Raw genomic sequence first — 23,318 nt, forward strand, 5'->3', positions numbered from 1 at the left:
AGGGAAAACCTTCGCTCTTTTTTTGATGAAAAATGCTCTTATATATTTATTGTGAAAACATATATAAGCTAATAAGAAAGGATAAGGGTAATATAAATGTCAAATAATAATAGTGTAGAGAGAATTTATAAGGGATTAATGAATTTTTATACAAGAGATTCTGGTGATTTGCTAATGAGATTAAAAAAAGAAGGTCACGCAGGCGTAGAAAAATTTAAAACAGACGCATTAAAAAGTGCGAGAGAGTTATTCTCAGCTGATGATATATCTGATATTAATATTGCCGTAAGCAAATTAACAGAGAATCTATTTGGATATTCTGTACTAACATCGGCTATTAAAGATAAAACAGTAAGTGATATTAAAGTACATGATTGGAATAAAATAGTAATCAAAAGAAAAGGTAAAAAGTTCTTAAGCGACATTTCGTTTAATTCACCAGAAGAATATAAACGTTTTATTGAATCGGTTACAACAAGAAATAAGGTTAATATATCTAATGTAAATGCAATCAGAAGATTTACAGATAATGATACAGATGGTGATTCTATTTTACGATTTACACTTGTAACTCCTTATTTAACGACTAATGAGAACTATGAACTAATTATTAGAAAAGTACCTAAGAATTTCCCAGAATTAGAGGATTTATCAGAAGATGATCCAGGAATGTTATCTCCTCAGATAGCAAATTATCTAAAAGAAAGATTAAGAAGCGGTTCAATGCTAATATGTGGAGCTAATTCAAGTGGAAAGACAACTATTTTGAATGCATTAAAAGAAAAAATACCAGCAGATAAATCTGTATTAGTTTTGCAGCAAGCAGAGGAATTAACAACAAAGAATCATCCAGATATGATTTTCCTCCATTCAGTTGAAGGTAATGGCGAATCAGATACCAGATATGATTTAAAGGACTTATCTATTGCTGGACTTACAATGGATATCGATTATTTTATCATCGGTGAAACAAAGGGAGCTGAAGCAGCGTATTTATTAAATGCAAGTTATACAGGACATATATGTGCAACAACTATTCATGCATATTCTTCACAATCTGCTCTTGATAAATTAGTCGATTATGCAAAATATACTTCAGATTATTCTAAAAAAGAATTAATGGCCATGCTATCTAATTTTAAAACTGTAATCTTTATGAAGGATTATAAAGTAGAAGAAATTTCGGAAGTAAATGGATTTAATGAAGAAATCTCAAAAATGGATTATACAAAGGTTTTTTCAAGAAGTGAAGGAGTCAATGATATTGATGTATAATCGCTTTTAGCGGAAAAAACCAAAGTGGCAATTTCTCGAACTGAGAGTACCAATTTCTCGAACTGAGAGTACCAAAAACTCGAACCACTAAATAAAAAGACTAACCATTGAATAATTGCCGCCGCACTCTCGTGACTTTAGTCGTGAGTAAGCCGCTCAGAGGGTAGCTAGTGTGCTACCCTTTTAATTATAAAATACTCTTATATATTTATTGTAGAGAAAGAAAAATATATTTCTTTTTATTATCTTTAAGGAGAAAAAAATGAGTAAAATTTGTCCAGAAACAAAAGAAATAGTTCTCTATACAGAATGTTTAGAATGTGAAGAAAAAACTTGTAAGAAAGGTAGGAATAACGAATGACTTGTACATTTGGTAATTATTGTAATCAGGAGAAAGAGCATATTAAGGCTGCATTAAATGGAAAAGTAATTATTTATGGTAAGAATGGAGAAAAATTGCTAGTTCCAGCGACAAAGGAAATGTGTGATGATGTAATTTTACAAGCATATGATAGAGCTGTTTTCCAGGCATTAGATAGTATGACACATGGTAGAGTACTAAATCAAATATTAGAAAAGCATGGGATCAAAAGTAACGAAATTTTGTTAGAATATATGACTGAACTATTCAAAGAAAATAAGAAATATAATGATTATATCCCAGAATTTATAGATGATTTAGATGAAGAGGATGTAAAAGGTACATGCTAAAAAACAAGATAAATAAATATATTATCGATAAAAACAGTTGTCTTATGACGCAATGTCATTAAGTTAAGCCAATAGATGAAGAAAAACCACTTCGTATTCCGCAAAAGGATATGTCGAAGTGGTTTTTTATCTCTTAAAAATTGATTTCTATATTTTTTATATAGCCGCAAGGACAACTAACGATAGTACGTTCACCGTTCGAAGTCATCGTAATCTCTGGTGTGCCATTGCATTTTGGGCACTTCACGCTCACATGTCCATTTTTCTGTTGTTCCAATCTGGCTTGCTTCGCTAACATAATTGATTGGCGTGATATTGTAGATAATGTTTTTTTCTCCATTTGAGTAGCCATATACTACCTCCTTCATAATATCATCCATATCATACAATTCCATACTTTATTATACTGCTATTCATAGGTTATTTCAACAATTAGTATTTTCTTAACTTAATAGATTTTGAGGTTTAGAAAAAAGCTGACTGGGGTTTTTCTTGATTGACTCTTAACTTAATGATATTGTCTTATAACGGCTATTTTTTTTTTATTTTGTGACCTGAATTTCTTATATATTTCTAATGTAATAAAACAAATAAAAGGAGAAATATAAGATGATTAATGAAATTATGAATTCACACAAAATTTACGAGGCTAATTTACTAGAAAAATTAAAGGAATACCAAAGAATCTCTAGATGTCATAACTCTTGGTTAAACGGAAAGCTTAAGGGATTAAAAAGTCTAGGGCTAAAAAATCTAATGAAAAAGAATGATATTTTAGCTGAGATAAAATCTGAATTGAGATACGCTTGTATGTTAGAGTGTGCTCTCGCAGGTCAGGAGGAATAAAGTATGATAGTTGAAAATTTAATTGAGTGTTTCAAAAATGCAAGGTTTACCTTAAAAGAAGCCTATATGGCAAATCCCGATGTAAATAAGGAGTCAGTTAGAGCACGTATATATGAAAATCTAGGCATTGCTTTTGAAAGAGTTGGAAGAGGTATTTATGCCACTATAGACAACAGCTGTTTATTAATAGAAGGCAATGGAAGGAATTTAAGTGCATTAGCAGACGAAAGTATTGATTGTATCGTAACAGACCACCCTTGGGAAGATAAAAAGTCTACAAAGGGAGGAAATAGAAATTTCGCAAATTATGATACTTTCCAATATGTACAAGAGGATTTTGACGAAAAAGCTAGAGTCTTAAAGAAGGGTTCTTTCCTTTGTGAAATAATTCCAGCAGAATCAGCAACGAATTATGAGTATTTATACAGAATAAAAGAGATGGCTAAAAAAGCTGGTTTCGAGTATTATGCAAAGGTTTCATGGAAGAAAGGGACTTTTGTGTCTAATACGGGCAGAAAAGCAAAGAACACAGAAGACATTCTTTTCTTTACAAAAGGGAAAGCTAGAGCATTACGACCTGACAAGCAAAGAGGATTAGATGAAAATGGTAATCCTACAAGATTTATGTCAGGAGCGAATGGAATGTTACCAACATGTTTTGATGTACAGGCTGTTCCTAGAAAAGACATATTAGCGCAATCTGAAAAACCAGTGGCCTTATACGAACAGATTCTTGATTATATTTCAAAACCTAATGAAATAGTTCTGGATCAGTTTGCTGGCTCTGGAGCGTTAGGAGAAGCGGCACTTAATAAAGGACGAAGAGCTATCTTAATAGAACTTGCAAAAGAAAAGGTAGAAAAAATAGCTTGCAGACTCAAAATGAATAAAATTAAGGAGATATACACATGTTAGTTTTGGATAATTTATTAGATATGACTTATAATGGCCAAGATATAAAGCTTGAATACGATAAGTATGTTCTTTTTATTAAGGAAGGCTCAGGCGACAATCTTCTATACGAAGATATTGAAGATGGTTATGTCGATTATATTTATACCGAAGTTTATTTAAAAGATGACCTAGTAAAAGAAGAATATCCATCAGAAATTGGCGGTGGATTTATGTTGTTGAAAGATACTATTGAAAATTTATTTTACGATAAGCCTATAAGGGAATTGATTGATTATGTATTCACAGAAAATGCCGAAGAGGATTATTATGAATTACATACTACATCATTTCCTTCAAATGCGATTTTAACAATCGAATCTTAAAACATTCTTGATTTATTCCAGATTATATGAATATATATCAAAACATTTTAAATTAGAATATAAATACATGTCTTTTTGAAAGGAGATTTATATGAATAAAGTATTAGGAACGATTGGAAAAAGTACAATAATTCAGCGTAGCACAAAATTCGAACCATTTATTTGTGTTAGCGGTTATGACGAGAAAACAGGCACATGGGATGGAGCAAACTATTTTGATACATTTCAAGACGCTTGTATTTCAGCTCTTGTAAGGCTCAAAGAAGAAACACCTGTAAACATAAACATGCAGAATTTGGCACGAAATTATGAAATTGCGGCAACTGCTGAGTTCTTGCGTGAGAATTATGAAGTTTCAGATGAAGACGCTTGGTATTGGGCGAGTGAAGTTCGAGAAAGAATGAACGATGATGAAGATTATAATTCATTCGAAGGCCAGTACATTGACGAACTGGAAGACGAATATCTTTCATAAACACTTAAATTAAATAATTATCTTAAAGCTGATCCTTCGGGATCAGTTTTTTTTATTTGCTCTTACATATTTATTATAGAACCAATAATTATTATTTAGGAGGAAATATAATGAATAAGTTTTTAATTAAAGGAAAGATTATTTCTGTAAGAAGACTCAATGACGGCAGAGGTTTTGTAACAATATTTTCTAAAAATGGTGTAAATATTTATCCACAGGTATTTTGTTCATCAGAGATTTTAGAAAAAATAGAAAATTTACCTTATAGAGCGCATGTTTGTATTGAGGGATATGTAAATTCAAGAAAGATTAATGGGAAAAGAGTACAACAGTTTGTTGCAACTGCTGTTGACAAGGATGTTACATATACAGAAGAGGTATTTGGAGTAAAAGGAAAGTTCTTTAAGCCTAGCGAAACATATGTATATCTAAGTGGTGAAGTCGTTAAGATGTTCGATAATGATAAATATTTAAATCTTGTTGTAAAAACAAGAACAGAAGATGGTGTTAATTCTTCAATACTAACAAGCTTAAAAAAGCCTGATAGAATGCCTAATATAGAAATTGGTAATTCTATTAATTTAGTTTGCAGCGTTAGTACTCCAATCAAAAAGGACGAAGTTAACGGTACAGAGCAGCATTTTGAAGATATTGTAGTTCTTGATTTTGCCATGAACTAAGAAATATATTAGATATTTTTCAAAAACTATAAATGATTCTTATATATTTAGGATGACGAAAGGTGGATTTATGCTTATTAATATCTGGAATAAAATAACTGTTTATTGCTTGAATCATGAAGAACCTGTTCCTATGGTCATTATGAGTAATACAAAATTAATCAAAACCCCGTTTTACACATGTTCAACAACAATAAGGGGCGAGGGTGTTGATGCCAAATTTGACGGAAATGCAGGGCTTAATTGTGCTAACCGTATGAATTTGGATGATTACCAAAACATGATTCTAAAATTTATAAATATGATAGAAAAAGAACCTCCAACAACTAATTTCGAAAATTTTTCCTTTTATTATAAAGGAGCTAGACAGAAGTTGTATGTTCAAGTATTAAAATTTAATGATAAGGAAATTAGATTAGGAGTAAAAAATATCACGATTTTAGGGAAGTAATAAGTAATATGACAGATAAATTAAAGAGAATATTATTAGTAATTATAACAGTAGTGATTACAGCTGCTATATATATGAATATACCTTTCACATTATCATTTGTGAGCGGAAAATCAATGTATCCTCAATTTGATGATAATGACGTAGTTTTGTGCAAACGTTTATATACGAAAGAACAAATAAGGGAAAATATTACATATGGGGATGTTGTCGTTGCCAAAATTAGTGGCAGCTATGGCCCATATTTAATAAAAAGGGTAGTTGGATTGCCAGGTGATAGAATTCGTATCATTGAAGGACAATTATATGTTAATGATAGTCTATTAGACTTAGGTATCGTATTTGATGATATGGTTCAAACTGGCGATGCCCTATCCAATCAAAAAGAAATAGTAGTACCTGACGATAGTTATTTTTTATTAGGTGATAATAGAAATAATTCTAGCGATTCTCGTGAATATGGAACGTTTGACGAAATTAAATTTAAAGTTTTAAAAAAAATATTTTGAGCGAAAGGAAATACAAAATGTTCGACAAGTACAAGGCTAATCGGGATTACAAAAGAAGAGAAAAAGAACGCAAACGAGAAGAACGGGCAAAAAAGGATTGTGAATATAGAATTGATTCTTTTTTAAACAAAAATAAAGATGTGAAAGAATATATGGATAAAGCAAAGAAAATCAATGCTCAAATAAAGGGTGATGATTATGCCTTATATTTACAAGGCATAATATTAATAGAAAAAGTATTTAATTACAAATACAGTGGGGAACAAAGAAGAGACTTCTATGAATGTGACCGCATTAAAGAAGACGAAAAAAGAAATTATAAGATTTATCAGGATAGAATTGATTTAGTTAGCGATCTGGTAAGAGATTTTAAAGAGAAGCTAAATTATAGTGATTATGAATTTTCTCGTGTATTTTGTGAAGCAGAAAAAATCATAGAAAAATATGGGAAGTGTGAAGAAAATGAAGATAATACTATAAAAAATCTATTTGATTTAAGAGATAGATTCAATTACTCAATAGATTTATTTAACCAAGTTTTCGATTATAGAACGAAACTAATAATGGAAAAACCAGAGATATTATATGTTTCAGAAGCAGATATTAATTATCATGTGTCATGCAGAATTGGAGCAGCAAAAGAACAATATTTTTTAAAAAAAGTAGAAGAAAAAATGTAAAAGGAAGGGAATCAATTTATGAATACAAAAAAATTTAAAACTAGAACAGAATTTATAAAGAGAAAAAACATATCTAGGGAAGATACATGGGAAGTCGCTATTGATTTAGGCTATTCGAGTGTAAAACTCTTTAGTCCAAACATTGTAGCAGCTTTCCCATCATTTGCTATAAAGGCGCATGAAGATGAAATTCAATTTATCACTAAAGCTCCTGATGAAGCAATCATATATAAAGACCTCGAAACTGATGAAACATGGTTAGTTGGTGAGTTAGCACAGTCATCATTAAGTATCAATGATACAAGTAATTCTGCTAATGTATTATATTCAAGAGATAGATATTCAGATCCAATGTTTAAAGTTATTACTAGAGTTGGATTAGGTATTGCATGCACAGATAATGAATATGGGGAAGTCGGTGGTAAAAAAGTAGTAATTCAGACTGGATTACCAGAAAAATATCTAGGAATTGATGATACTTTATTAAAGGAATTCCTATCAGGTACACATAGATTTGCTTTAAAAATAGGAGCTTCTAACTGGAAGATATTTAGTATTCAGGTAGATCCAAATGACATTTTTATTATGTCGCAGCCAAAGGGTACACTTTTTTCTGTCTGTGTCGATAATAATGGAAATCTTACAGAAACAAAAGATGTATTAGCAAGTTCATGTGTGGTGTTTGATCCTGGGTTCGGTACGTTTGATATGTTTATGATTCAAAATGGTAGAACAGTCGGTGGAGAAACTTTCCCAGATTTAGGAATGCGAAGAGTATTAGAAGAGACTAGCTCTTTAATTCAAGAAAATTTCGGAGTAGCTATTCCTGTCCCTGCAATGCAGCCATTTTTATCATCAGGAATTATTAAAAAGGCAGATAGAAGAACATTTAAGTCAGTAGAATATCCATTCGATAGACTTTTAGCCAAAGCAAACAATGATGTCTGCAATGAAGCTATTGAGCGAATGATTAATTCTATTGGATTTGACAATTTAGTTCAGTTTTATAAATACATTATTATTACAGGCGGTACAAGTGCTGCATGGGAGCATAACATTAAAGAAAGATTTAGTGCATTAAATAGTCTTAAGATTATTAATGGAAATCAAAATGATAATTTATCATTTATCTATTCAAATGTAAGAGGATATTACCTATACAGACATATGATGCTTTCAAAGAATAGATAGAAAGAAGTGTAATTTTATGGTGATTGAAATACGATTATATAAACGATATGACATGGATTTAGTAGCTTTAGTAGATGCAGGTTATCCTGTATCTACTATGATTAAAGAGTCATTAATAGCATATGCAAATGGTAATCCAATTTCATATCTAATAGATGAAAATATTGCATTTGATTTAAATGGGAAGGAATCTGTCAGAACGAGAATAGTTATTCCTGAAAGTGAGACAAACTTAATATATCTTTTAAAGCATATTAAACATAGAACACGAAATAACTTTTGTAAGATGGTGCTGCGAAATGCTTTAATTAACCAAAATTTAGGAGCTTTCTTTGCCGTAGATAGCCTTTTTCAGCTGCAAAAGAGAGACATCGATAATAATATATTAAAATTCCAGAATGCAATAAAATTAAGTACTATAAAAAAAGAAAGAAAAATAAAATTTGCAGGAAAGGTAATAACAAAGAAGCAAAATAAAGTAAATTTAGATCCAATTATTTTTGATAAACCTACAGAGGAATTTGATAAATCTATAGAAGAAAAAGAAAAAAATGTTGATAATATAGTAAATAATATAGCAAAGAAAAATAGGCCAGATAGCAATATAACTAATTATATGCCTGGCACAGATATAAGAAACTCAGAGACTGATAACAACACACAGTATCTTAAGGACTACGATACTAATATAAACACTAAAGACAATGTTAAATTAACAAATGAAGAGTATACAACAAAAGATAAGCAAGAAAATAAAGATGTGGTTGATATGGATGATTTTTTAAATGCATTTGATATGTTGTAATAACAATTTGCTTTGCATATTTCCCAAAAACAATAAATTATTCTTATATAATTACTATACAGAAACCTATTAATTATTATTCAGAGAGGAGGAGTTGTAGTTAAATAATAACTACACCTAAAAGACATATGACATTTGATTATGAAGATAAGTTAAAAGAAAAGGAATTTAAAGACGCAATAAATACAGTATCTAACTTTTGTATTAGAAATGGTATCCCATATTTTTTATCAATGGCAGTAAAGAATACTGAAGAAAAGACAGAGTATAAAAATTATTATAATTTCCCTCAGACTATTAATGGTGGATTAGAACTCGCAGATAATAAGTTTAATGATTACATATTAGTCTATAGAGGAGCTAAGGCAAATACTTTAGACTCTTTACAAGAATTTACAGACGAAGAACAAAAGTACATTCAAGATATGGATGCATTTTCAAAAAAAGTTACAGACTCACTTGCTGTTGAGTATATTTAAATTTGGTAGAGCTTGTTATTTGTGTTGAAAAATCAACACAAACGTATTTAAAAATCAATACAAACAAGCTCCACATGAAAAAGAATACTAAAACTCTTTATAAGGGCAGCATCGTAAAAATATGATGTCTGCCCTGATTTTTTTTAAAAGATATATAAAATGTACGTTTTGTATGTTCCGAGGTCATATGAAACGGCATAGGAACGAATTAGAAATGATTGTATCAAGGTGGTCCGATTCCGCCACGTTCCTTTATTTATCGCAACAACAAAGAATATAAAAAAATAGAAAGCGATGGCAAAACATGGACGCAAGAAAACTTTATAACAGTATGCCTTATACAGGCATGAAGAAATGTGCAAGAATGATTTTAGATAGTGATAAAAAATGCACTGATAAAGAATTGGCAACAATGACAGATTATGAAGTTTGTGAGAAACTTTTAGAAAATTATGAAGTTGTTTCAATTGGTAGTGGAGATATTACTTTAGTAAAAAAAGAGGATATGAAATTGTATAGTTCAATCACAAGAGAATTGAGCAGATAGGAGAAAAAGTATCAAATAGAAAGTGAAGGAAAGGATGGGGTTTAAAGATGGTAGATTTAAATTTAGATTGGGTTGAAGATATGAGGATTCTAATATCACTTGTATTAGTACTATTGTTAATCTGTGTATGCATTTATGAGTCAAACGCTCGTAAAAAGGATATACAAAAAGGGTTTGAAAGACTAGAACATGAAATTGAAATGCAAAAAGAAAGTGAGGAATAATATGAAAAGAGAACGACTTATTAAAGGGGGACTTTTGATTGTTGCAGGCTTATTTGGATTTATGTTCCAAATAGAACTAATTTCTGTATTATATCATCTGTGGCACAACCTCTTTGTTTGGAGTATAGATGTAATAAATCAATACGATACAACGGTTCGAGCTATTCTTTCACTTTTATTATGTCCTATTTGGTACATATTATTAATTGTTGCATGTTTTGGTCCAGTGTGGTTATTCAATTCGATATACAAAAGTATTAAATATAAAATAAATAAAGGAGAGTAACCTATGGATGGATATATTATTATGATTGGTGTGATATTACTTGTTATAATATTGGTTCGCAGTTGTATTTATTTTGAAAAGACTAAATTCATTCATATCATGAATCACCCAGAAATGATTCAAGAGATGGAGAAGGTTTCGCTTTTATTAAAAATACGAGTTTGGTCTCAATATGGAAGATACGTTGGGAATCATGTAAACGAAAAGGAATTAAGAATGCAGGAAGAACTTCTTCTTTATCGTTACTGGGCTTCAGACGTACTGCAATCTGTCTTTTTAAAACGAAATATAGACATAAATTATCTAAAGAAAACAGAAGAATATGTAAATTCTTTAACTTATACATATAGAATGCTTTGGATTAAAATTCTATTATCTAAAACTCATAATAAGTTAAGAAGTAATTATATAAAGTAAAAGGAGGATTTTTGATGAATCAATATAAAAAGAAGAAGAACTTTTTACAGACATTATTTGAATTTAACTGGGTGGTAGGTACAACCGCCTTTCTAATGGTTACTGTGGCACCATTTTTCGTTGGGGCACTTATAATGAAAATACCATGTATATCAGTTACCAAACCTTCCCTTATTACGTCTTGGTTTTTAGGATTGTGTGGTGTCGGTGTATGTGTTGCCATTGTTGGTATTGCTATGATATTTAAAAAAGTAATATTAAATATAATACCGAAAGTGACACGAGATTTACATGCGGCAAAAATCATGCAGTATCTTCCACGTACAAAAGAAGACTGGAAACAATTCGATGCCAAAACAGACGAAGATGCGGTGCGTGTATTAAGGAACTTGGTAAAAACAATTGGACTTAATGACAACTTTATTGGTTGTTACGAATTACGTAACCGAATTGTAGGCTCATATTATACGTTTTTAGATTTTAAATATGGAAATCGAAATCTTGCACATGATGTTCTTATCGAAATAGACGACCTTGTATTATGTTCAGACGCAGATTTTGAGACAGGCTTAGAGATTGAACGAGCAAGGTCAAGAATAAATCTAGAAAAATGGTTAGCACGTAATAAGTCTTAGTACACAAAAAAACTAAAAATTCAATATATAAGGAGAAAGGATATGAATGATAATAGAAAGTTTGCAGATAACGAAATTGTCTATGTAAATAGTACATATAATATTGCTGAAAAATGCAAGATTACTAAGTTTGTACAGAAAGAATCGAGAGTAAACAAATCAGTATACGCTTTACAGTCTCTCGATAATCTTGGTTCTTTTGCAGCTACTGAAGAATGTATTTTTAAAACAAAAGAAGATGCATTAAAAGCTTATAAAGAGTCTTCTAATAAGCTTATTGAAAAATATAAGAATGAGATAAAAACATTAGAGGATCTGATTAAATTCCCTCTTTCTCATTGCATTGCTTGCGGAGAAGAATACACGGAAGAAGAAGCAAGAGAAGCCTATAAAATTAGAGCAAAAGAGATTACTGGTATATTGTTGTAGAAAGAATAAATAAGCTGGTTGAAGAAAACAAGGAGTAATGAATGAGTGAAGATGAATACGAATTATGGTTTGATAAAGATTTAAAAAGAGACGATTTTCTTGATGCAGAAAGTGAGGAAAGTAAATGACAGAGTATATAGAATTAGCAGATGTGCTTAATGAAATCCAAAATGTTGTTAATAAGTACGGATTAGTAGTAGCAGGATATGAAACTAATGTATATGATGAAGATAATACTGAAATCGGAACTACTTGTATACATTTAATGGAGCAAGATTGTGGAATGGTTAAGTTAACTGATATTGAATAAGGAGGGTATAATTTTGAAAAATCCATTTGAACTAATAAATATAAAATTACCATATCCCCTTTGTATTGTTGAGGATAGATATGGTGGGGCGTATTCTTCAGCTCGTTTCCTTGCATTTAATATGAATCCGTATTCCGTGCAGGAACTTCCTATTAATGCAAGTGATATAGATTGTGAGAATTTCTGGAACGGTAAGGATAAGGATTATGATATAAATGATTACATCATCGGCAAAGGAGAAACTCCTGAAGAAGCTGTATGGAATTTGATTTTACTTTTGCAAGATAAGTAGAAATTAATTTACAATGCAGCATAATTATGCTACACTATACTTACATATAGGAGGTGTTATCTATGCCGATAATTTTACCAATTAGAGATTTGAGAGATACAAGTAAAGTATCAGAATTAGCGCACAAGAATAGAGAACCAATTCATTTTACAAAAAACGGGTATAGCGATCTTGTAGTAATGAGTTCGGAATATTATGACTGGTTTGCTAGAGAAAATCGTATCGATCAGGCTATTTTTGAGGCAGAACAGGAATTTGCGGAAACAGGGGAAGCTATTGACGCTAAAGTAGCTTTTTCGGAATTGGAGAAAAAGTATTTTGGATAAGTATCAAGTTAAATTGATGAAAAGAGCATATAGAGATATTGAAGATATATATGCTTATATTGCACATGAAAAGCTAGATCCTGAAAATGCAGAAGGACAGGTTAGCCGAATTAGAGAAGCAATTCTTGGATTGGCAGAACTTCCACAGTCGCATCAAGATAGACTTGTTGGAAGATATGCAGGAAAAGGATACAAGCAGCTTGTTATAGATAACTACATTGCTATTTTCAGAATTAATGAAAACAGAAAAGTTGTATATGTAGTAACCGTTCAGTATCAAGGGAGGAATTTATAACCTAAAGTACTGTTACAGTACTGCACAAGCCAGATAAAAAAAAGCGCATTGCAATTAAGCAATGCGTTTTTCTTTGTAGTCTATCAATCGGTCAGGAATAAAATGTCCCACATCGTAATAAAGATCCCTTACGTCTGTATTACAAAATAATCCCATACCAAGCAACTAAGTAACTCCATTTCTAGATGTTTCTATAACAAATATTAAAGATTTTTGTTTTCAAGTTTAAAAATTAGTCCAGTATTTCTTTTGACTTCCATTTTGGAGCTAATACATACGTTTAAAGCGTTGTTAAATTTATCTCCTTGGGTGATAATTATAACGTTCTTCTTTGCTCTTGTAATTTCAACATATAGTAATTGTCTTTTAAGCATAGACATTGGCTTATTTGGAACTAAAATTACGCATGTCTCACATTCATTACCTTGTGATTTATGAGCAGTTTGAGCATAATTTAAAGACATGTTGCGTAAGTCTTTATCAGTAATGTTGATAGTATCATCAGACGTTTCTATGGTAATATGTCTTTTATTGCGAATAATCTGTATATCAATAATCGTACCTTCTAAGCCATTGTAGTATTTATCAGTATTAACATTAAATATTACCTTGTCTCCAATATCAAAAGTGCTAGAACCATATTTTATAGCATTTGAACCATTTATAAATTTAGATTTAAAATACACATCATGTAAAAGATTATTCATATTGTTAGTTCCTGTTTTGTAAATGTTTTTTTTGACTGGTGAAAAAAGCTTAAAGTCTTCGTCTTTAAGGTATCGCTCTCTGGCTATATTAGTTGCCATATTAACCATTTCGTCTTCAGTTTTAGCATAAAATATCTTAAAATTATCATCTTCTTTTAAATTATTAATGCCATTAATAACCATTTTTGAATTAGTAATAATAGAACTTTCACCACTTTGTCTGAAAATAGTGTCTAAATGATAATGCTCAAATGATTTACTTTGAATTAAATCACCAAGTATATTGCCATTACCGACAGACGGTAACTGATTATTATCACCTATAATTAACAGCGTTGTTCCGTTTTTTAAGGACTTTAATAGGCATGAAAAGATAAAAGAATCAACCATAGAGCTTTCATCCACAATAACAAAGTCATAATCTAATTTTTTAATATTTAATGTAATTTCCTCTAAAGTTTGATATGGAGTAATGCCTAACGCAGAATGAATAGTATATGCCTTAATTCCAGTTGAATCGTACATTCGTTTTGCTGCATTACCTGTAGGTGCGGTTAAAATTAAATTACCATTTGGATTAATCATTTTGAAAGCTTGTATTATACCTTTAATAACTGTAGTCTTGCCAGTACCAGGGCCACCAGTTAATATTTTAATTCCAGATGAAGATAATAATTTAAAACACTCTTTTTGTGATCTAGAATACGAGCATTTTAATAAATCCTCTACTGCATCTATATACTTGCAATTAAAATCAAATGTAATTTTATTAGTTTGTAATCGGTCTATATGCTGCACAATATTCTTTTCATTAATGTAATCGAATTTAGTATATATAAATGATAGATTGTTTTCTTCCTCGACTATAGTGTAGTTTTGAACGATATAATTCATTAATAAAAACTGATTAACATGGGAATTCTGGCTCATTTTCTTTTCACTTTCGTTATATAAGGAAATGAAATCCTCAAGTAATATCCTAGTGTGGCCATTATTTTGATTTGTTTGAATTATTTTTTTAACAAGAGCTTCCATCCTTTTTGTATTAAGTTTTATAGTTTTTAAATCAGTTGCTATTAAATTACATACATATATATCTATTCCATAATCCATTAACACAAATGGGTTCTCTTTAAGCTTATCCATAGAGTCAAAAAGGTAATCATTATATAAGTATTTGACGTAATTATAAGAAACATTAAATTTAGAAAGATACATATATAAATCTTCAAAGAATGTATAATAATTTGTAACTTTTATAATACTTTTTAAAGTTTCATTGTCATCAAGAATATTGGCTCTGCGATAATTATATATGTCATATCCATATTTATTTAATATATCTGCAGCCTTTTTTGGACCAATTCCTTGATAAGATTTTGATTTAAGAATTTTCATTGATATTTCATAAGAAAAAGAGGATGCCTTAACCGAAGATACTTTAAAGATTTCTTTTTCAAATTCTCCTTCTAATAAAAGAGGAGTTCCGTTTGTATAATCGAAAAATATTCCATCACATAGAATTGTCTTATTTAGACTTGGAATCTGCACACAAGCAATAGAAATTCCAGTCTGCAAATTGTGTTCCTTAAAATTTATAAGTAATCCTTTTAATATCATCAAATACCACCTTCCTTGTAGTGTAAATATAAAAGAAAGAATACCCATTTTTGGAAAATATATAAGCCGAATTTTCTCACCGCTTGGCCGAATTTTCTCACTACTTAGCCGAATTTTCTCACCACTTAGCCGAATTTTCTCACCACTAAAATCCTACAAGGCGCACCATTACTGGCTTTGAGGAGTGTCTACAAAGGAAACAAATATTTATAACAAATATATAACAACAAATAGGTTGTTGTAGCAGCTGCAAAAATAAAAAATGCTCTTATATATTTACAGTACCAAGACAATAAAACGTGAAAGGAAGATTGTGCTATGAATAAAAGAGAATTATCATTTAGACCTAATAAGCTAGTTGAAGAGGGAATAGAGTTATCAAATATCGAAAACACTTGTATAGATATTATTTTTAACTATCTTAATCAAGATGGCCCTGATGATTTATATAAGTATTCGTATACTGTGGATCTGACAAAATATGCAAAGTATCTTCCTACGACACAAGTAAAACATGCTTATGAGTCCTTGCGAAAAGGCTTTAAAAATATTTATAACCGTGATTATAAATGGGGAGATATTGATTTAGGTGGAGTAAATAGAATGTTGATGGGATTATCCTGGAACTCTAACAATTTATCTGTTACCTTTGTTATGAATCCAGTTGCAAAAGAGATAATAATGGAAGACAGAGCAAATGGTTATACCTTATATCCTTGGAAATACGCTGTAAGTTTAACTTCTAAGTACTCAAAACGAGTATATTATTGTTTAAAAAGATGGGCTGATAAAGGTCATAGAATTGACGATAGTGTTGTATTAAGAGAGTCATTAATGATTCCTCAAAGTTATAATTACGGAAATTTTAAAAAGATATTATTAGAATCTATTGCTGAGATTAATGAAAAAACAGATCTTACTGTTAATTTAGTTGAAAAGAAGAAAAACGTAAAAGGCGGCAGCAAGGTAATTGGATTTATTTGGAATATCAATGGCAAAGATAATAAAGATATTAAAGAGATAAGTAGAAGAAACAAGTCAGAAAACCTATTAAGAAGGGAATTTAAGAAGAAAAACATTGAAAGCCTTTCACATGTTGATTATCATTTGACAGAAAATGGCTTAGAAAAAGCTGATGATAATATTATAGATAATTGCGAATATAATGAAGTCTCTTTAGACAATGCAAAACAAAAAACAAAAATTAACTCAACAGGTGCAATCGTGGAAGAAGTTTTACAAAGAAATGGATATAAATTATCAGAAAAAGATATATTAGCAATTCAAAAAAGTGCAGATAAGTCAAATTTGAGTGTTAATGAAGTAAAGCAACGATTAGGTATAGAAGTTCCCCGATTAAATGAGAAGAAAAACATTGTCGGAAGCTTAATTTTTACAATGAGCGATAAATATGAAAGACCTACACGAGTCAGTATGTCGCAAAATTTATATAGAGGGCAAGAAAGACATTATACAGAAGAAGAAATGAATAATATCATAACAATGATGTATAGAGAGTCAGGGTTAATAGAATAATAGAATAATAAATATATAATAAAAGAGAACATAAATTCTTATATATTTATCATGTAAAAAACAAATAAAAGGAGAAAAACATGGAAAAAATCAATGGAAAAATTATAAGAATTTTAACTCAAAAGGAAAATGACTGGGGAAGATATGTATTAAATACAGATAATGATGAAAAATTAGTAGTTGGTGTTATTCCCAATGCAAGTATGGGTATGCAAGTTACTATTACTGGCGAAGAACAAAAAAATGTATATGGTACTCAATTTGTCATAAAAAATGTATTATATCAAAAAGAAGATGATTGTGCAGGACTTCGTCAATTCTTTGCATTAAGATTTATTAAAGGTATTGGCCCAGTGCTAGGAGAAAGAATAATCAATGCATTTGGCAATGAATTTTTTAACATAATCGAAAATGAAGAAAAAAGAGAGATGTTAACCACAATAAAAGGAATCACGAAAACTAAAGTTAAAACTATAGCGAAAAACTATGAAAAAGTAATTCCGTATAAAGATATAACATTATTTCTTAATGGAGCAGGCACAAAAGATCAGATTATGAAGATATATAATAAATATGGCGATAGTTCCATTAACAAGTTAAAGAAAAATCCATATGTATTAATTGATGAAATTGATGGATTTGGATTTGCTAAAGCTGATAAGATTGCATTATCCGCAGGGATGAAACCCGATTCTATTGAAAGAATAAGCTATGCTATTAATTATATTATCCAACAAGGTCAATTAACTAACGGACATTGTTATTTGACTATAGAAGAAATTAAAGAAAGCTTAGATAAGCTTTTAGCCCCAACGCATAATTTTGAAGATATCTCAGAAATTGTAGCTGAAAATTCTTTAAAAGCTGGATATGAAAATTGGATTGAATCAAGAGAAAAATTAATTAAGGCACATAATCCATCACAAGAAACATTAGATGAACTTACAAATATTATTACCGTTAGAAAAGACATTAACAATTCTTTATATGAAGCACTTGATTATGCTATAAATAACGGAGTAATTGTTAATGACGATGGTAGAATATATACAAAAAAAATGTATAATGTTGAAAAGGAAACAGCCGAATTAATAGTTAAACTCGTGAATTCAAATTCTGCTAGATTTGTTAAACCAGAAATAATTGAGGCATGTATTAAAGATGTTGAAAAAAGAAAAACAGAAGAACTCAAAGAAAAAGGATTTTTCGGTAATTTTGAGGTTACATCAGAGCAAAGAAAGGCTGTATATACTGGAGTCATGAATCGAATATCTATTATTTCAGGTGGACCAGGCCGAGGAAAAACAGCAATATCAGAAATTATAGCTGAAACCTTTTTACGTTCAGGACGTAGATATGATAAAAGAGATGTTATTATGGTTGCTCCTACAGGAAAAGCAGCTAAAAGAATTACAGAATCTACAGGCTATGAAGCATCAACTATTCATAGACTATTATCAAAATATGAAGATGATAGACCTGAAAATAAATTAGTTTTGGTTGATGAAAGCTCTATGGTTGATATACTTCTTGCTCATAAATTAATTAAGTGTGTGAAGGATTGTAACATTGTATTTGTTGGAGATGTGGACCAGATCCCATCAGTTGGCCCAGGAATGGTTTTAAGGGATTTAATAGAAAGTGGTGTAATACCTTGTATTCTGCTTAAAGAAGGACATAGAAATTCAGGTTCAATAGCAAACAATTCAGCACTTATTAATCAAGGGTTAAAACTAGATAAATATACTTACGATAATAATTTCCATTATATTCCAAGTGGTTCTGAAGACATTGCTGTTAATGTGATTAACAAATATTTTGCTAAAGTTTCAGAATATGGAATTGAAAATGTTATGTTAGCTGTTCCAATGAGAGAACGTGGTATTACCAGCGTAAATTCATTAAATAAAAGAATCCAGCAATTGCGTACTGCTGGTGCAGATGAAGCTATTGTAGGCAATAATATATATCGAGTTGGCGACAGGGTTATGCAGACTGTTAATAATTATAATTTTGTTTCGCTTAAAGATAACAACTTTAAAACAGGCGTATTCAATGGAGATACTGGCACAATAGTATGTATCGCCAAAACGACAAATGAAGATGACGAACAAGATTATAAAGTAGTGGTAAAATTTGATGATGGCTCAATTGGAGGCTACACAAGAGCCACACTTAAAGAGTTAACTCTCGCATATGCCATTACACAGCATAAATGCCAAGGTTCTGAAGCAAAATGTGTAATTATAGCATACACATATGCTGATTATATGTTACTTAATAGAGCATTGTTCTATACTGCGGTAACTAGAGCTAAAAAAGAAATATATTTGTTTGCCGAAGAAAAATACAAATACGGAAAATTGTTGTCAGCTATAGACATAGCCGTTAGCAATACGCAGGTTAAACATCGAAATACTCTTTTAAAGCAAAGAATCAAAGAACTAAACGACAATGTTTAAGAAGTGAAGCACTCTTCTCGAAAATGAGGAGAGTGTTTTTTGCAATCAAAATTCTTATATATTTCTAATATAATAAATTATAAAAGGAGAAATATATATGAGAATTAATAAGTTAGTAATCGAAAATTTTAAAGGCTATGAAGGTATCAAGGAATTAGGTTTACCTCAAATTATATGCTTATTGGGTGCAAATGGTGCAGGTAAGACATCTATAATTGATGCAATTAATTATGGATTAACAGGTAATGAGCCAGCTGGTGAAATTATTAATACAAACGCATCATACGCAAAGGTTTATCTAGAAATTGAAAATACAACTTCCAAAGAAGTATTACATTTTTCAAGAGAAGTAAAGAATTCTACTCCTAGAAAAACAACAATTAAAATTGAAGGTAAAACTAATACAGCTAAGGTTCTTACACAAATGATTGAAAATATCTCTGGAATTCCAATGGATAAATTAAAAATAACAACTTCAAGTGAAGTAATTTCGAATTTATCACCACAAGAGTTTTCATCATTGATTTTATCTTATATCCCAGAAAAGCTTAAAAGGAATGACGTTATTTCGTTAGTGCCTGCGCTTACTCCTGGAATGAAAGACACAATAGAAAGCTTTTTACCTGAATCAGATATTGATTTAGATACTATTGAATCATTTTATAAAAAGGTTTTTGAAGATAGAGCAATGATCAGAAAAAAGGTCGATGCTTTAAAACTCATTATTGATGAATTACCAAGTAGTGCCCCTTTTGATAGCAATGAATTACTATTAAAAAGAGATGAATTTAATACAGCTATTTTATTAGGTGAAGAATATGAGAAGAACATTAATGCTTATCAAAAATCATTAATTCAGGCACAAAAGTATAATGAACAGGTTAGTGCTCTTGAAAGAGAAATTGAAAGCATCAAAGCTGTACGTCCAAATGGAACTGATAAGGATTTAAAGAACAAGATAAATGAGCTAAATAATCTAATTAATAATAATGGTGTTATTATTTCTACACAGATGAACTCTATTTCTGAATTTAAAAATACATTAGATTTGTTAAGTAAGCCAGTTTGTCCTATTTCACCATTAATTGTATGCCATGAAGACAAAACTTCTGCAAAAAACGAGATAGAAGAAAGCATTAAGGCTTTAGAAAACAGCATACAGTTAATCGAAAAGAACACTTTAAAGCTTAGATCAGATTTAGAAAATGTGACAAAAACATTAGATGAATATAATGCTAACGCAATTGAATATCAAAGAAAATTAGATAAAATGTCTATCTTAAAGCAATTAAAGAATAATCAGCCTGTTGTTCTTGAAAAGCCTGCTGAGTTAACATACAAGAAAGAAGAGCTTAAGGTTAAGATTGAAGATATTGAGTCTAAATTAAAGATGATTAAGGATTGCGAACAGCGAAGCTCAAAAGAAAAGCAGCTCAAAATCTATTCAGAGATGTACAACGATTATAACAACCTTGTCAAAGTTTTTGATAAGAAGGGCGAAGTAAGAAATGCTATCGTTAGCAAATACTTAGGCTTCTTTGAAGATATCTGCAACAAGCGTTCATGCAAATATAGACCAAATAATAAATTCGTATTTGAAACTAATAAGGGTGTTGTAGTCAAGATGTCAAACGATAAGGGATTATATTTACCTTATCAGTCACTATCAAATGGTGAAAAGGCCTATTTCTTATTTATAATTATGGATATGATTAACCAGTTAGTAGGAACTAAAATTATGGTATTAGATGAATTATCTGTAATGGATAAAGAAGCGTTAATGAGTCTTGCTAAGACTATTAATGATTTTAAGAATGATTACGATAATGTTATACTTGCCGCAGTCGATTATAGCGAAATTAAAGATACAATTTTATCTACTGGTATTCCAAACTTATACTTTGGAAAATAGATAATATAATTTCTTAGACTTATTGTATATCATACAAAGTACCCTCAACTTCGGTTGGGGGTATTTTTATTATTATCTTACCCCCGTAAATTGTTTATTTTATAAAAAATAGTACTTTTATACTAAAAAATCGTTGACTTTATATATCATTAGTATTACAATCATCTTGTTTGTGAAAAAAATGTGTAATTATTATGATAATAAGATGAAATAAAAAAATAATAATTTATGTCACAAAAATTAATGCGTGACACGTATTAATTTTGGTTGTGAATTCTCAATAAGTACTAATCCAAAATTCTTATATATTTCTAATGAATAACAAATATCAGAAAGGAGAAATATATATGAATGGTACGAAGGACTATACTCCCCCAAATACTATTGACGTATTTAATTCACTTGATTTACAAACAGCATCGCTAGATGACGTTGTTAGTACTTTGGAATCAATTACGAATTTAAAAAGTAATATTACATTATTCAAAAAAATAGTAAGTAAGGAGAGTAAAAGAAAATGAAAATTGAACTTTGTTTTTCCGAAAATAAGAAAAATTGGCTTAAAGAGCAAACAAATGAAAGAGTAGAAATGTATTACGAAGCTTGGAAAGCAGGCGAAATAAGCGATACAGACTGGTCTACATATCTATGGCAAATCACAGAAAATTATGCTAAAACTTTAATAGTAAAGAAGTATTTAGGCAAGGGTGAATTTGATGATTTAATGCAAAATGCAGCATTAGTATTAATGGAAAAATATAAGAATTTTAATCCATATAAGGCTAAGGCAATCACATATTTTGGTAATATGTGGGTTAACATAGCTTCAGATTATAAGAGTGAAATCTCTGCACACTATAAGCAAATGCAGGGAATCATTTATAACACATTAATACAATGTGGTTATCAGGGGCTAGACGATAAGAGACTGGATGCAGCTAAAATTTCAACGCTTTCAAATATACCAATAAAAACAGTCAATGAAGTATTAACACAGTTCTCTTACACTGAAAGTAGTTATGAAGAACTAACGGAACAAAACAAAATTGAACATGGTAGTTTCTTATCACCAGAAGAAAACTATTTAAAAGAAGAGAGGATTAAAGAAATCGGACATGCATTAGATACATTAACACCTTTAGAAAGATGGTTAGTAGAAATCATGTTACTTGAACCAACTGATCCTGTGCTAGGTGGCGATAAAATACCATCATATAAAAATATAGCTACATATTTAAATAATACACCTGAAAAGATTCCAGAATATTTCTTTATTAAGGCAGAACTTCCTAAGACAGTAAAAGCAGTATTTTTACAAATGAAATATAATTCAGGTATTACTAAGCTTAGAAATGAACTTCAAAAGAAAAATGATATTGAGGCATTTGCTGCAAAATCATTTATTCCACAAGCATCGGATGATGATATTATGAATGCTCTAAGCTGCAGTTATATTTAAAAAACTATATATCTAATAAAAAGCATTGTCAGTCCTATAGATTGGCAATGTTTTTTTATGTAATATAATATTAGATATTTTCCAAAAATAACCAAAAAATCATATATATTTGTAAAAACAATAATTTCAGGAGGAACTTTTTATGTATATTAGCGTAATTGCTGCGGGAGCAACGTTACTTGCATCTGCTATTCTGCAGCACAAAAGTGATAAAAAAAGAGAAGAAAAGAAAAATAGAAAAGAAGCAGAACGATTCATTAAGGAAACTTATGATAAATATAGTCCGTATAGCGAGACACGTATACACAAATCTAATATGAATAATCTTCAAGATAAAATTGAAAACAATAAGAGTTTAGAAGAGCTTAATAGAGAAAGAGGTCAGTCTTTTGAAGATTTAGTTGCTAAGAAAACAGAAGATGAATTAAATTCATTAGAAAAGCAAAAAGAAAAAAATCATGATGAATTGCTAGGTGATTAAT

31 protein-coding genes are annotated in these 23,318 nt (G+C 30.1%); 29 read left to right on the forward strand and 2 right to left on the reverse strand.

Annotated elements, in window-relative coordinates; translation table 11 throughout:
- Positions 1-96: 96 nt before the first annotated feature.
- Both G600_RS0111155 and G600_RS0111165 read left to right on the forward strand, forming a co-directional pair.
- Positions 97-1,275, forward strand: coding sequence for an ATPase, T2SS/T4P/T4SS family (locus G600_RS0111155; protein ID WP_027431988.1), 1,179 nt, complete (start codon positions 97-99; stop codon positions 1,273-1,275).
- A gap of 357 nt (positions 1,276-1,632) precedes the next feature.
- On the forward strand, positions 1,633-1,986 hold the full coding sequence (locus tag G600_RS0111165; protein ID WP_027431989.1) for a hypothetical protein: 354 nt from the start codon (positions 1,633-1,635) through the stop codon (positions 1,984-1,986).
- A 133-nt stretch (positions 1,987-2,119) separates the two neighbouring features.
- On the opposite strand, the gene G600_RS0111170 is transcribed toward G600_RS0111165, so the two are convergent.
- Positions 2,120-2,338 (reverse strand): hypothetical protein, encoded by a 219-nt coding sequence (locus G600_RS0111170; RefSeq protein WP_027431990.1) that lies wholly within the window; start codon positions 2,336-2,338, stop codon positions 2,120-2,122.
- Between the two features lie 257 nt (positions 2,339-2,595).
- Here G600_RS0111170 and G600_RS0111175 point away from each other — a divergent pair, with 257 nt between their 5' ends.
- From G600_RS0111175 to G600_RS0111280, 21 genes are all read left to right on the forward strand, one after another.
- Positions 2,596-2,832 carry a hypothetical protein gene (locus tag G600_RS0111175; RefSeq protein WP_027431991.1) on the forward strand — a complete coding sequence of 79 codons (237 nt, stop codon included), beginning with the start codon at positions 2,596-2,598 and terminating at the stop codon, positions 2,830-2,832.
- A gap of 3 nt (positions 2,833-2,835) precedes the next feature.
- Complete coding sequence (locus G600_RS0111180) at positions 2,836-3,747, forward strand: DNA-methyltransferase (RefSeq protein WP_027431992.1); 912 nt, start codon at positions 2,836-2,838, stop codon at positions 3,745-3,747.
- Complete coding sequence (locus G600_RS0111185; RefSeq protein ID WP_027431993.1) at positions 3,741-4,109, forward strand: hypothetical protein; 369 nt, start codon at positions 3,741-3,743, stop codon at positions 4,107-4,109. Before G600_RS0111180 ends, G600_RS0111185 begins: the two co-directional genes overlap by 7 nt.
- Before the next feature lie 91 nt (positions 4,110-4,200).
- Positions 4,201-4,584, forward strand: coding sequence for a hypothetical protein (locus tag G600_RS0111190; RefSeq protein ID WP_027431994.1), 384 nt, complete (start codon positions 4,201-4,203; stop codon positions 4,582-4,584).
- Between the two features lie 110 nt (positions 4,585-4,694).
- A complete protein-coding gene (locus tag G600_RS0111195) occupies positions 4,695-5,264 on the forward strand; it encodes a hypothetical protein (protein WP_027431995.1) in 570 nt (189 codons plus the stop codon).
- 70 nt (positions 5,265-5,334) lie between these two features.
- Entirely contained in the window at positions 5,335-5,715 is a 381-nt protein-coding gene (locus G600_RS0111200) for a hypothetical protein (RefSeq protein ID WP_027431996.1), read from the forward strand.
- A gap of 8 nt (positions 5,716-5,723) precedes the next feature.
- Positions 5,724-6,224, forward strand: coding sequence for a signal peptidase I (gene lepB, locus G600_RS0111205; RefSeq protein ID WP_027431997.1), 501 nt, complete (start codon positions 5,724-5,726; stop codon positions 6,222-6,224).
- 17 nt (positions 6,225-6,241) lie between these two features.
- Positions 6,242-6,904: a hypothetical protein gene (locus G600_RS0111210; protein ID WP_027431998.1), complete on the forward strand. Its 663-nt coding sequence runs from the start codon at positions 6,242-6,244 to the stop codon at positions 6,902-6,904.
- A gap of 18 nt (positions 6,905-6,922) precedes the next feature.
- Entirely contained in the window at positions 6,923-8,095 is a 1,173-nt protein-coding gene (locus tag G600_RS0111215) for a ParM/StbA family protein (RefSeq protein ID WP_027431999.1), read from the forward strand.
- Positions 8,096-8,111: 16 nt separating this feature from the next.
- Complete coding sequence (locus G600_RS0111220; RefSeq protein ID WP_027432000.1) at positions 8,112-8,900, forward strand: hypothetical protein; 789 nt, start codon at positions 8,112-8,114, stop codon at positions 8,898-8,900.
- 128 nt (positions 8,901-9,028) lie between these two features.
- Entirely contained in the window at positions 9,029-9,379 is a 351-nt protein-coding gene (locus G600_RS0111225; protein WP_027432001.1) for a hypothetical protein, read from the forward strand.
- 304 nt (positions 9,380-9,683) lie between these two features.
- The gene (locus G600_RS0111230; RefSeq protein ID WP_027432002.1) at positions 9,684-9,926 is read left to right on the forward strand and encodes a hypothetical protein; all 243 of its coding nucleotides are present in this window, start codon (positions 9,684-9,686) and stop codon (positions 9,924-9,926) included.
- A gap of 47 nt (positions 9,927-9,973) precedes the next feature.
- Positions 9,974-10,150, forward strand: coding sequence for a hypothetical protein (locus G600_RS15740; protein ID WP_155885974.1), 177 nt, complete (start codon positions 9,974-9,976; stop codon positions 10,148-10,150).
- 1 nt (position 10,151) lies between these two features.
- Positions 10,152-10,436, forward strand: a complete 285-nt coding sequence (locus G600_RS0111240; RefSeq protein ID WP_027432003.1) for a hypothetical protein — start codon at positions 10,152-10,154, stop codon at positions 10,434-10,436.
- Between the two features lie 3 nt (positions 10,437-10,439).
- On the forward strand, positions 10,440-10,853 hold the full coding sequence (locus G600_RS0111245) for a hypothetical protein (protein ID WP_027432004.1): 414 nt from the start codon (positions 10,440-10,442) through the stop codon (positions 10,851-10,853).
- Between the two features lie 14 nt (positions 10,854-10,867).
- Positions 10,868-11,488 carry a hypothetical protein gene (locus tag G600_RS0111250; protein ID WP_027432005.1) on the forward strand — a complete coding sequence of 207 codons (621 nt, stop codon included), beginning with the start codon at positions 10,868-10,870 and terminating at the stop codon, positions 11,486-11,488.
- A gap of 42 nt (positions 11,489-11,530) precedes the next feature.
- A complete protein-coding gene (locus tag G600_RS0111255) occupies positions 11,531-11,917 on the forward strand; it encodes a hypothetical protein (RefSeq protein WP_027432006.1) in 387 nt (128 codons plus the stop codon).
- Between the two features lie 124 nt (positions 11,918-12,041).
- Positions 12,042-12,227, forward strand: coding sequence for a hypothetical protein (locus tag G600_RS0111265; protein ID WP_027432007.1), 186 nt, complete (start codon positions 12,042-12,044; stop codon positions 12,225-12,227).
- A 13-nt stretch (positions 12,228-12,240) separates the two neighbouring features.
- Positions 12,241-12,519 carry a hypothetical protein gene (locus tag G600_RS0111270; RefSeq protein ID WP_027432008.1) on the forward strand — a complete coding sequence of 93 codons (279 nt, stop codon included), beginning with the start codon at positions 12,241-12,243 and terminating at the stop codon, positions 12,517-12,519.
- Positions 12,520-12,581: 62 nt separating this feature from the next.
- Positions 12,582-12,845, forward strand: a complete 264-nt coding sequence (locus G600_RS0111275; RefSeq protein WP_027432009.1) for a type II toxin-antitoxin system Phd/YefM family antitoxin — start codon at positions 12,582-12,584, stop codon at positions 12,843-12,845.
- A complete protein-coding gene (locus tag G600_RS0111280; RefSeq protein ID WP_027432010.1) occupies positions 12,838-13,140 on the forward strand; it encodes a type II toxin-antitoxin system RelE/ParE family toxin in 303 nt (100 codons plus the stop codon). Before G600_RS0111275 ends, G600_RS0111280 begins: the two co-directional genes overlap by 8 nt.
- Positions 13,141-13,343: 203 nt before the next feature.
- Here G600_RS0111280 and G600_RS0111285 read toward each other — a convergent pair whose 3' ends face one another.
- Positions 13,344-15,467, reverse strand: a complete 2,124-nt coding sequence (locus G600_RS0111285) for an AAA family ATPase (protein WP_027432011.1) — start codon at positions 15,465-15,467, stop codon at positions 13,344-13,346.
- A 318-nt stretch (positions 15,468-15,785) separates the two neighbouring features.
- Here G600_RS0111285 and G600_RS0111290 point away from each other — a divergent pair, with 318 nt between their 5' ends.
- The 6 genes from G600_RS0111290 (at position 15,786) to G600_RS0111315 (ending at position 23,317) form a co-directional block, all read left to right on the forward strand.
- Positions 15,786-17,003 carry a replication initiation protein gene (locus G600_RS0111290; protein WP_027432012.1) on the forward strand — a complete coding sequence of 406 codons (1,218 nt, stop codon included), beginning with the start codon at positions 15,786-15,788 and terminating at the stop codon, positions 17,001-17,003.
- A gap of 80 nt (positions 17,004-17,083) precedes the next feature.
- Positions 17,084-19,465: an SF1B family DNA helicase RecD2 gene (gene recD2, locus G600_RS0111295; RefSeq protein ID WP_027432013.1), complete on the forward strand. Its 2,382-nt coding sequence runs from the start codon at positions 17,084-17,086 to the stop codon at positions 19,463-19,465.
- Positions 19,466-19,562: 97 nt separating this feature from the next.
- Positions 19,563-21,377 (forward strand): AAA family ATPase, encoded by a 1,815-nt coding sequence (locus G600_RS0111300; protein ID WP_027432014.1) that lies wholly within the window; start codon positions 19,563-19,565, stop codon positions 21,375-21,377.
- A gap of 347 nt (positions 21,378-21,724) precedes the next feature.
- Positions 21,725-21,898: a hypothetical protein gene (locus tag G600_RS15745; RefSeq protein ID WP_155885975.1), complete on the forward strand. Its 174-nt coding sequence runs from the start codon at positions 21,725-21,727 to the stop codon at positions 21,896-21,898.
- Complete coding sequence (locus G600_RS0111310; protein ID WP_027432015.1) at positions 21,895-22,836, forward strand: hypothetical protein; 942 nt, start codon at positions 21,895-21,897, stop codon at positions 22,834-22,836. The genes G600_RS15745 and G600_RS0111310 overlap by 4 nt, the downstream gene beginning before the upstream one ends.
- Before the next feature lie 142 nt (positions 22,837-22,978).
- Complete coding sequence (locus G600_RS0111315; RefSeq protein WP_027432016.1) at positions 22,979-23,317, forward strand: hypothetical protein; 339 nt, start codon at positions 22,979-22,981, stop codon at positions 23,315-23,317.
- Position 23,318: the final 1 nt, after the last annotated feature.

Source organism: Lachnospira multipara ATCC 19207, from assembly GCF_000424105.1.
In the GTDB taxonomy this organism is placed as follows: Bacteria; Bacillota; Clostridia; order Lachnospirales; family Lachnospiraceae; genus Lachnospira; species Lachnospira multipara.

Coding starts and splice junctions, on each gene's coding strand:
- G600_RS0111155 (WP_027431988.1), top strand. CDS start 97: ATGTCAAATAATAATAGTGTAGAGAGAATTTATAAGGGATTAATGAAT.
- G600_RS0111165 (WP_027431989.1), top strand. CDS start 1,633: ATGACTTGTACATTTGGTAATTATTGTAATCAGGAGAAAGAGCATATT.
- G600_RS0111170 (WP_027431990.1), bottom strand. CDS start 2,338: ATGGCTACTCAAATGGAGAAAAAAACATTATCTACAATATCACGCCAA.
- G600_RS0111175 (WP_027431991.1), top strand. CDS start 2,596: ATGATTAATGAAATTATGAATTCACACAAAATTTACGAGGCTAATTTA.
- G600_RS0111180 (WP_027431992.1), top strand. CDS start 2,836: ATGATAGTTGAAAATTTAATTGAGTGTTTCAAAAATGCAAGGTTTACC.
- G600_RS0111185 (WP_027431993.1), top strand. CDS start 3,741: ATGTTAGTTTTGGATAATTTATTAGATATGACTTATAATGGCCAAGAT.
- G600_RS0111190 (WP_027431994.1), top strand. CDS start 4,201: ATGAATAAAGTATTAGGAACGATTGGAAAAAGTACAATAATTCAGCGT.
- G600_RS0111195 (WP_027431995.1), top strand. CDS start 4,695: ATGAATAAGTTTTTAATTAAAGGAAAGATTATTTCTGTAAGAAGACTC.
- G600_RS0111200 (WP_027431996.1), top strand. CDS start 5,335: ATGCTTATTAATATCTGGAATAAAATAACTGTTTATTGCTTGAATCAT.
- lepB (WP_027431997.1), top strand. CDS start 5,724: ATGACAGATAAATTAAAGAGAATATTATTAGTAATTATAACAGTAGTG.
- G600_RS0111210 (WP_027431998.1), top strand. CDS start 6,242: ATGTTCGACAAGTACAAGGCTAATCGGGATTACAAAAGAAGAGAAAAA.
- G600_RS0111215 (WP_027431999.1), top strand. CDS start 6,923: ATGAATACAAAAAAATTTAAAACTAGAACAGAATTTATAAAGAGAAAA.
- G600_RS0111220 (WP_027432000.1), top strand. CDS start 8,112: ATGGTGATTGAAATACGATTATATAAACGATATGACATGGATTTAGTA.
- G600_RS0111225 (WP_027432001.1), top strand. CDS start 9,029: ATGACATTTGATTATGAAGATAAGTTAAAAGAAAAGGAATTTAAAGAC.
- G600_RS0111230 (WP_027432002.1), top strand. CDS start 9,684: ATGGACGCAAGAAAACTTTATAACAGTATGCCTTATACAGGCATGAAG.
- G600_RS15740 (WP_155885974.1), top strand. CDS start 9,974: ATGGTAGATTTAAATTTAGATTGGGTTGAAGATATGAGGATTCTAATA.
- G600_RS0111240 (WP_027432003.1), top strand. CDS start 10,152: ATGAAAAGAGAACGACTTATTAAAGGGGGACTTTTGATTGTTGCAGGC.
- G600_RS0111245 (WP_027432004.1), top strand. CDS start 10,440: ATGGATGGATATATTATTATGATTGGTGTGATATTACTTGTTATAATA.
- G600_RS0111250 (WP_027432005.1), top strand. CDS start 10,868: ATGAATCAATATAAAAAGAAGAAGAACTTTTTACAGACATTATTTGAA.
- G600_RS0111255 (WP_027432006.1), top strand. CDS start 11,531: ATGAATGATAATAGAAAGTTTGCAGATAACGAAATTGTCTATGTAAAT.
- G600_RS0111265 (WP_027432007.1), top strand. CDS start 12,042: ATGACAGAGTATATAGAATTAGCAGATGTGCTTAATGAAATCCAAAAT.
- G600_RS0111275 (WP_027432009.1), top strand. CDS start 12,582: ATGCCGATAATTTTACCAATTAGAGATTTGAGAGATACAAGTAAAGTA.
- G600_RS0111285 (WP_027432011.1), bottom strand. CDS start 15,467: ATGATATTAAAAGGATTACTTATAAATTTTAAGGAACACAATTTGCAG.
- G600_RS0111290 (WP_027432012.1), top strand. CDS start 15,786: ATGAATAAAAGAGAATTATCATTTAGACCTAATAAGCTAGTTGAAGAG.
- recD2 (WP_027432013.1), top strand. CDS start 17,084: ATGGAAAAAATCAATGGAAAAATTATAAGAATTTTAACTCAAAAGGAA.
- G600_RS0111300 (WP_027432014.1), top strand. CDS start 19,563: ATGAGAATTAATAAGTTAGTAATCGAAAATTTTAAAGGCTATGAAGGT.
- G600_RS15745 (WP_155885975.1), top strand. CDS start 21,725: ATGAATGGTACGAAGGACTATACTCCCCCAAATACTATTGACGTATTT.
- G600_RS0111310 (WP_027432015.1), top strand. CDS start 21,895: ATGAAAATTGAACTTTGTTTTTCCGAAAATAAGAAAAATTGGCTTAAA.
- G600_RS0111315 (WP_027432016.1), top strand. CDS start 22,979: ATGTATATTAGCGTAATTGCTGCGGGAGCAACGTTACTTGCATCTGCT.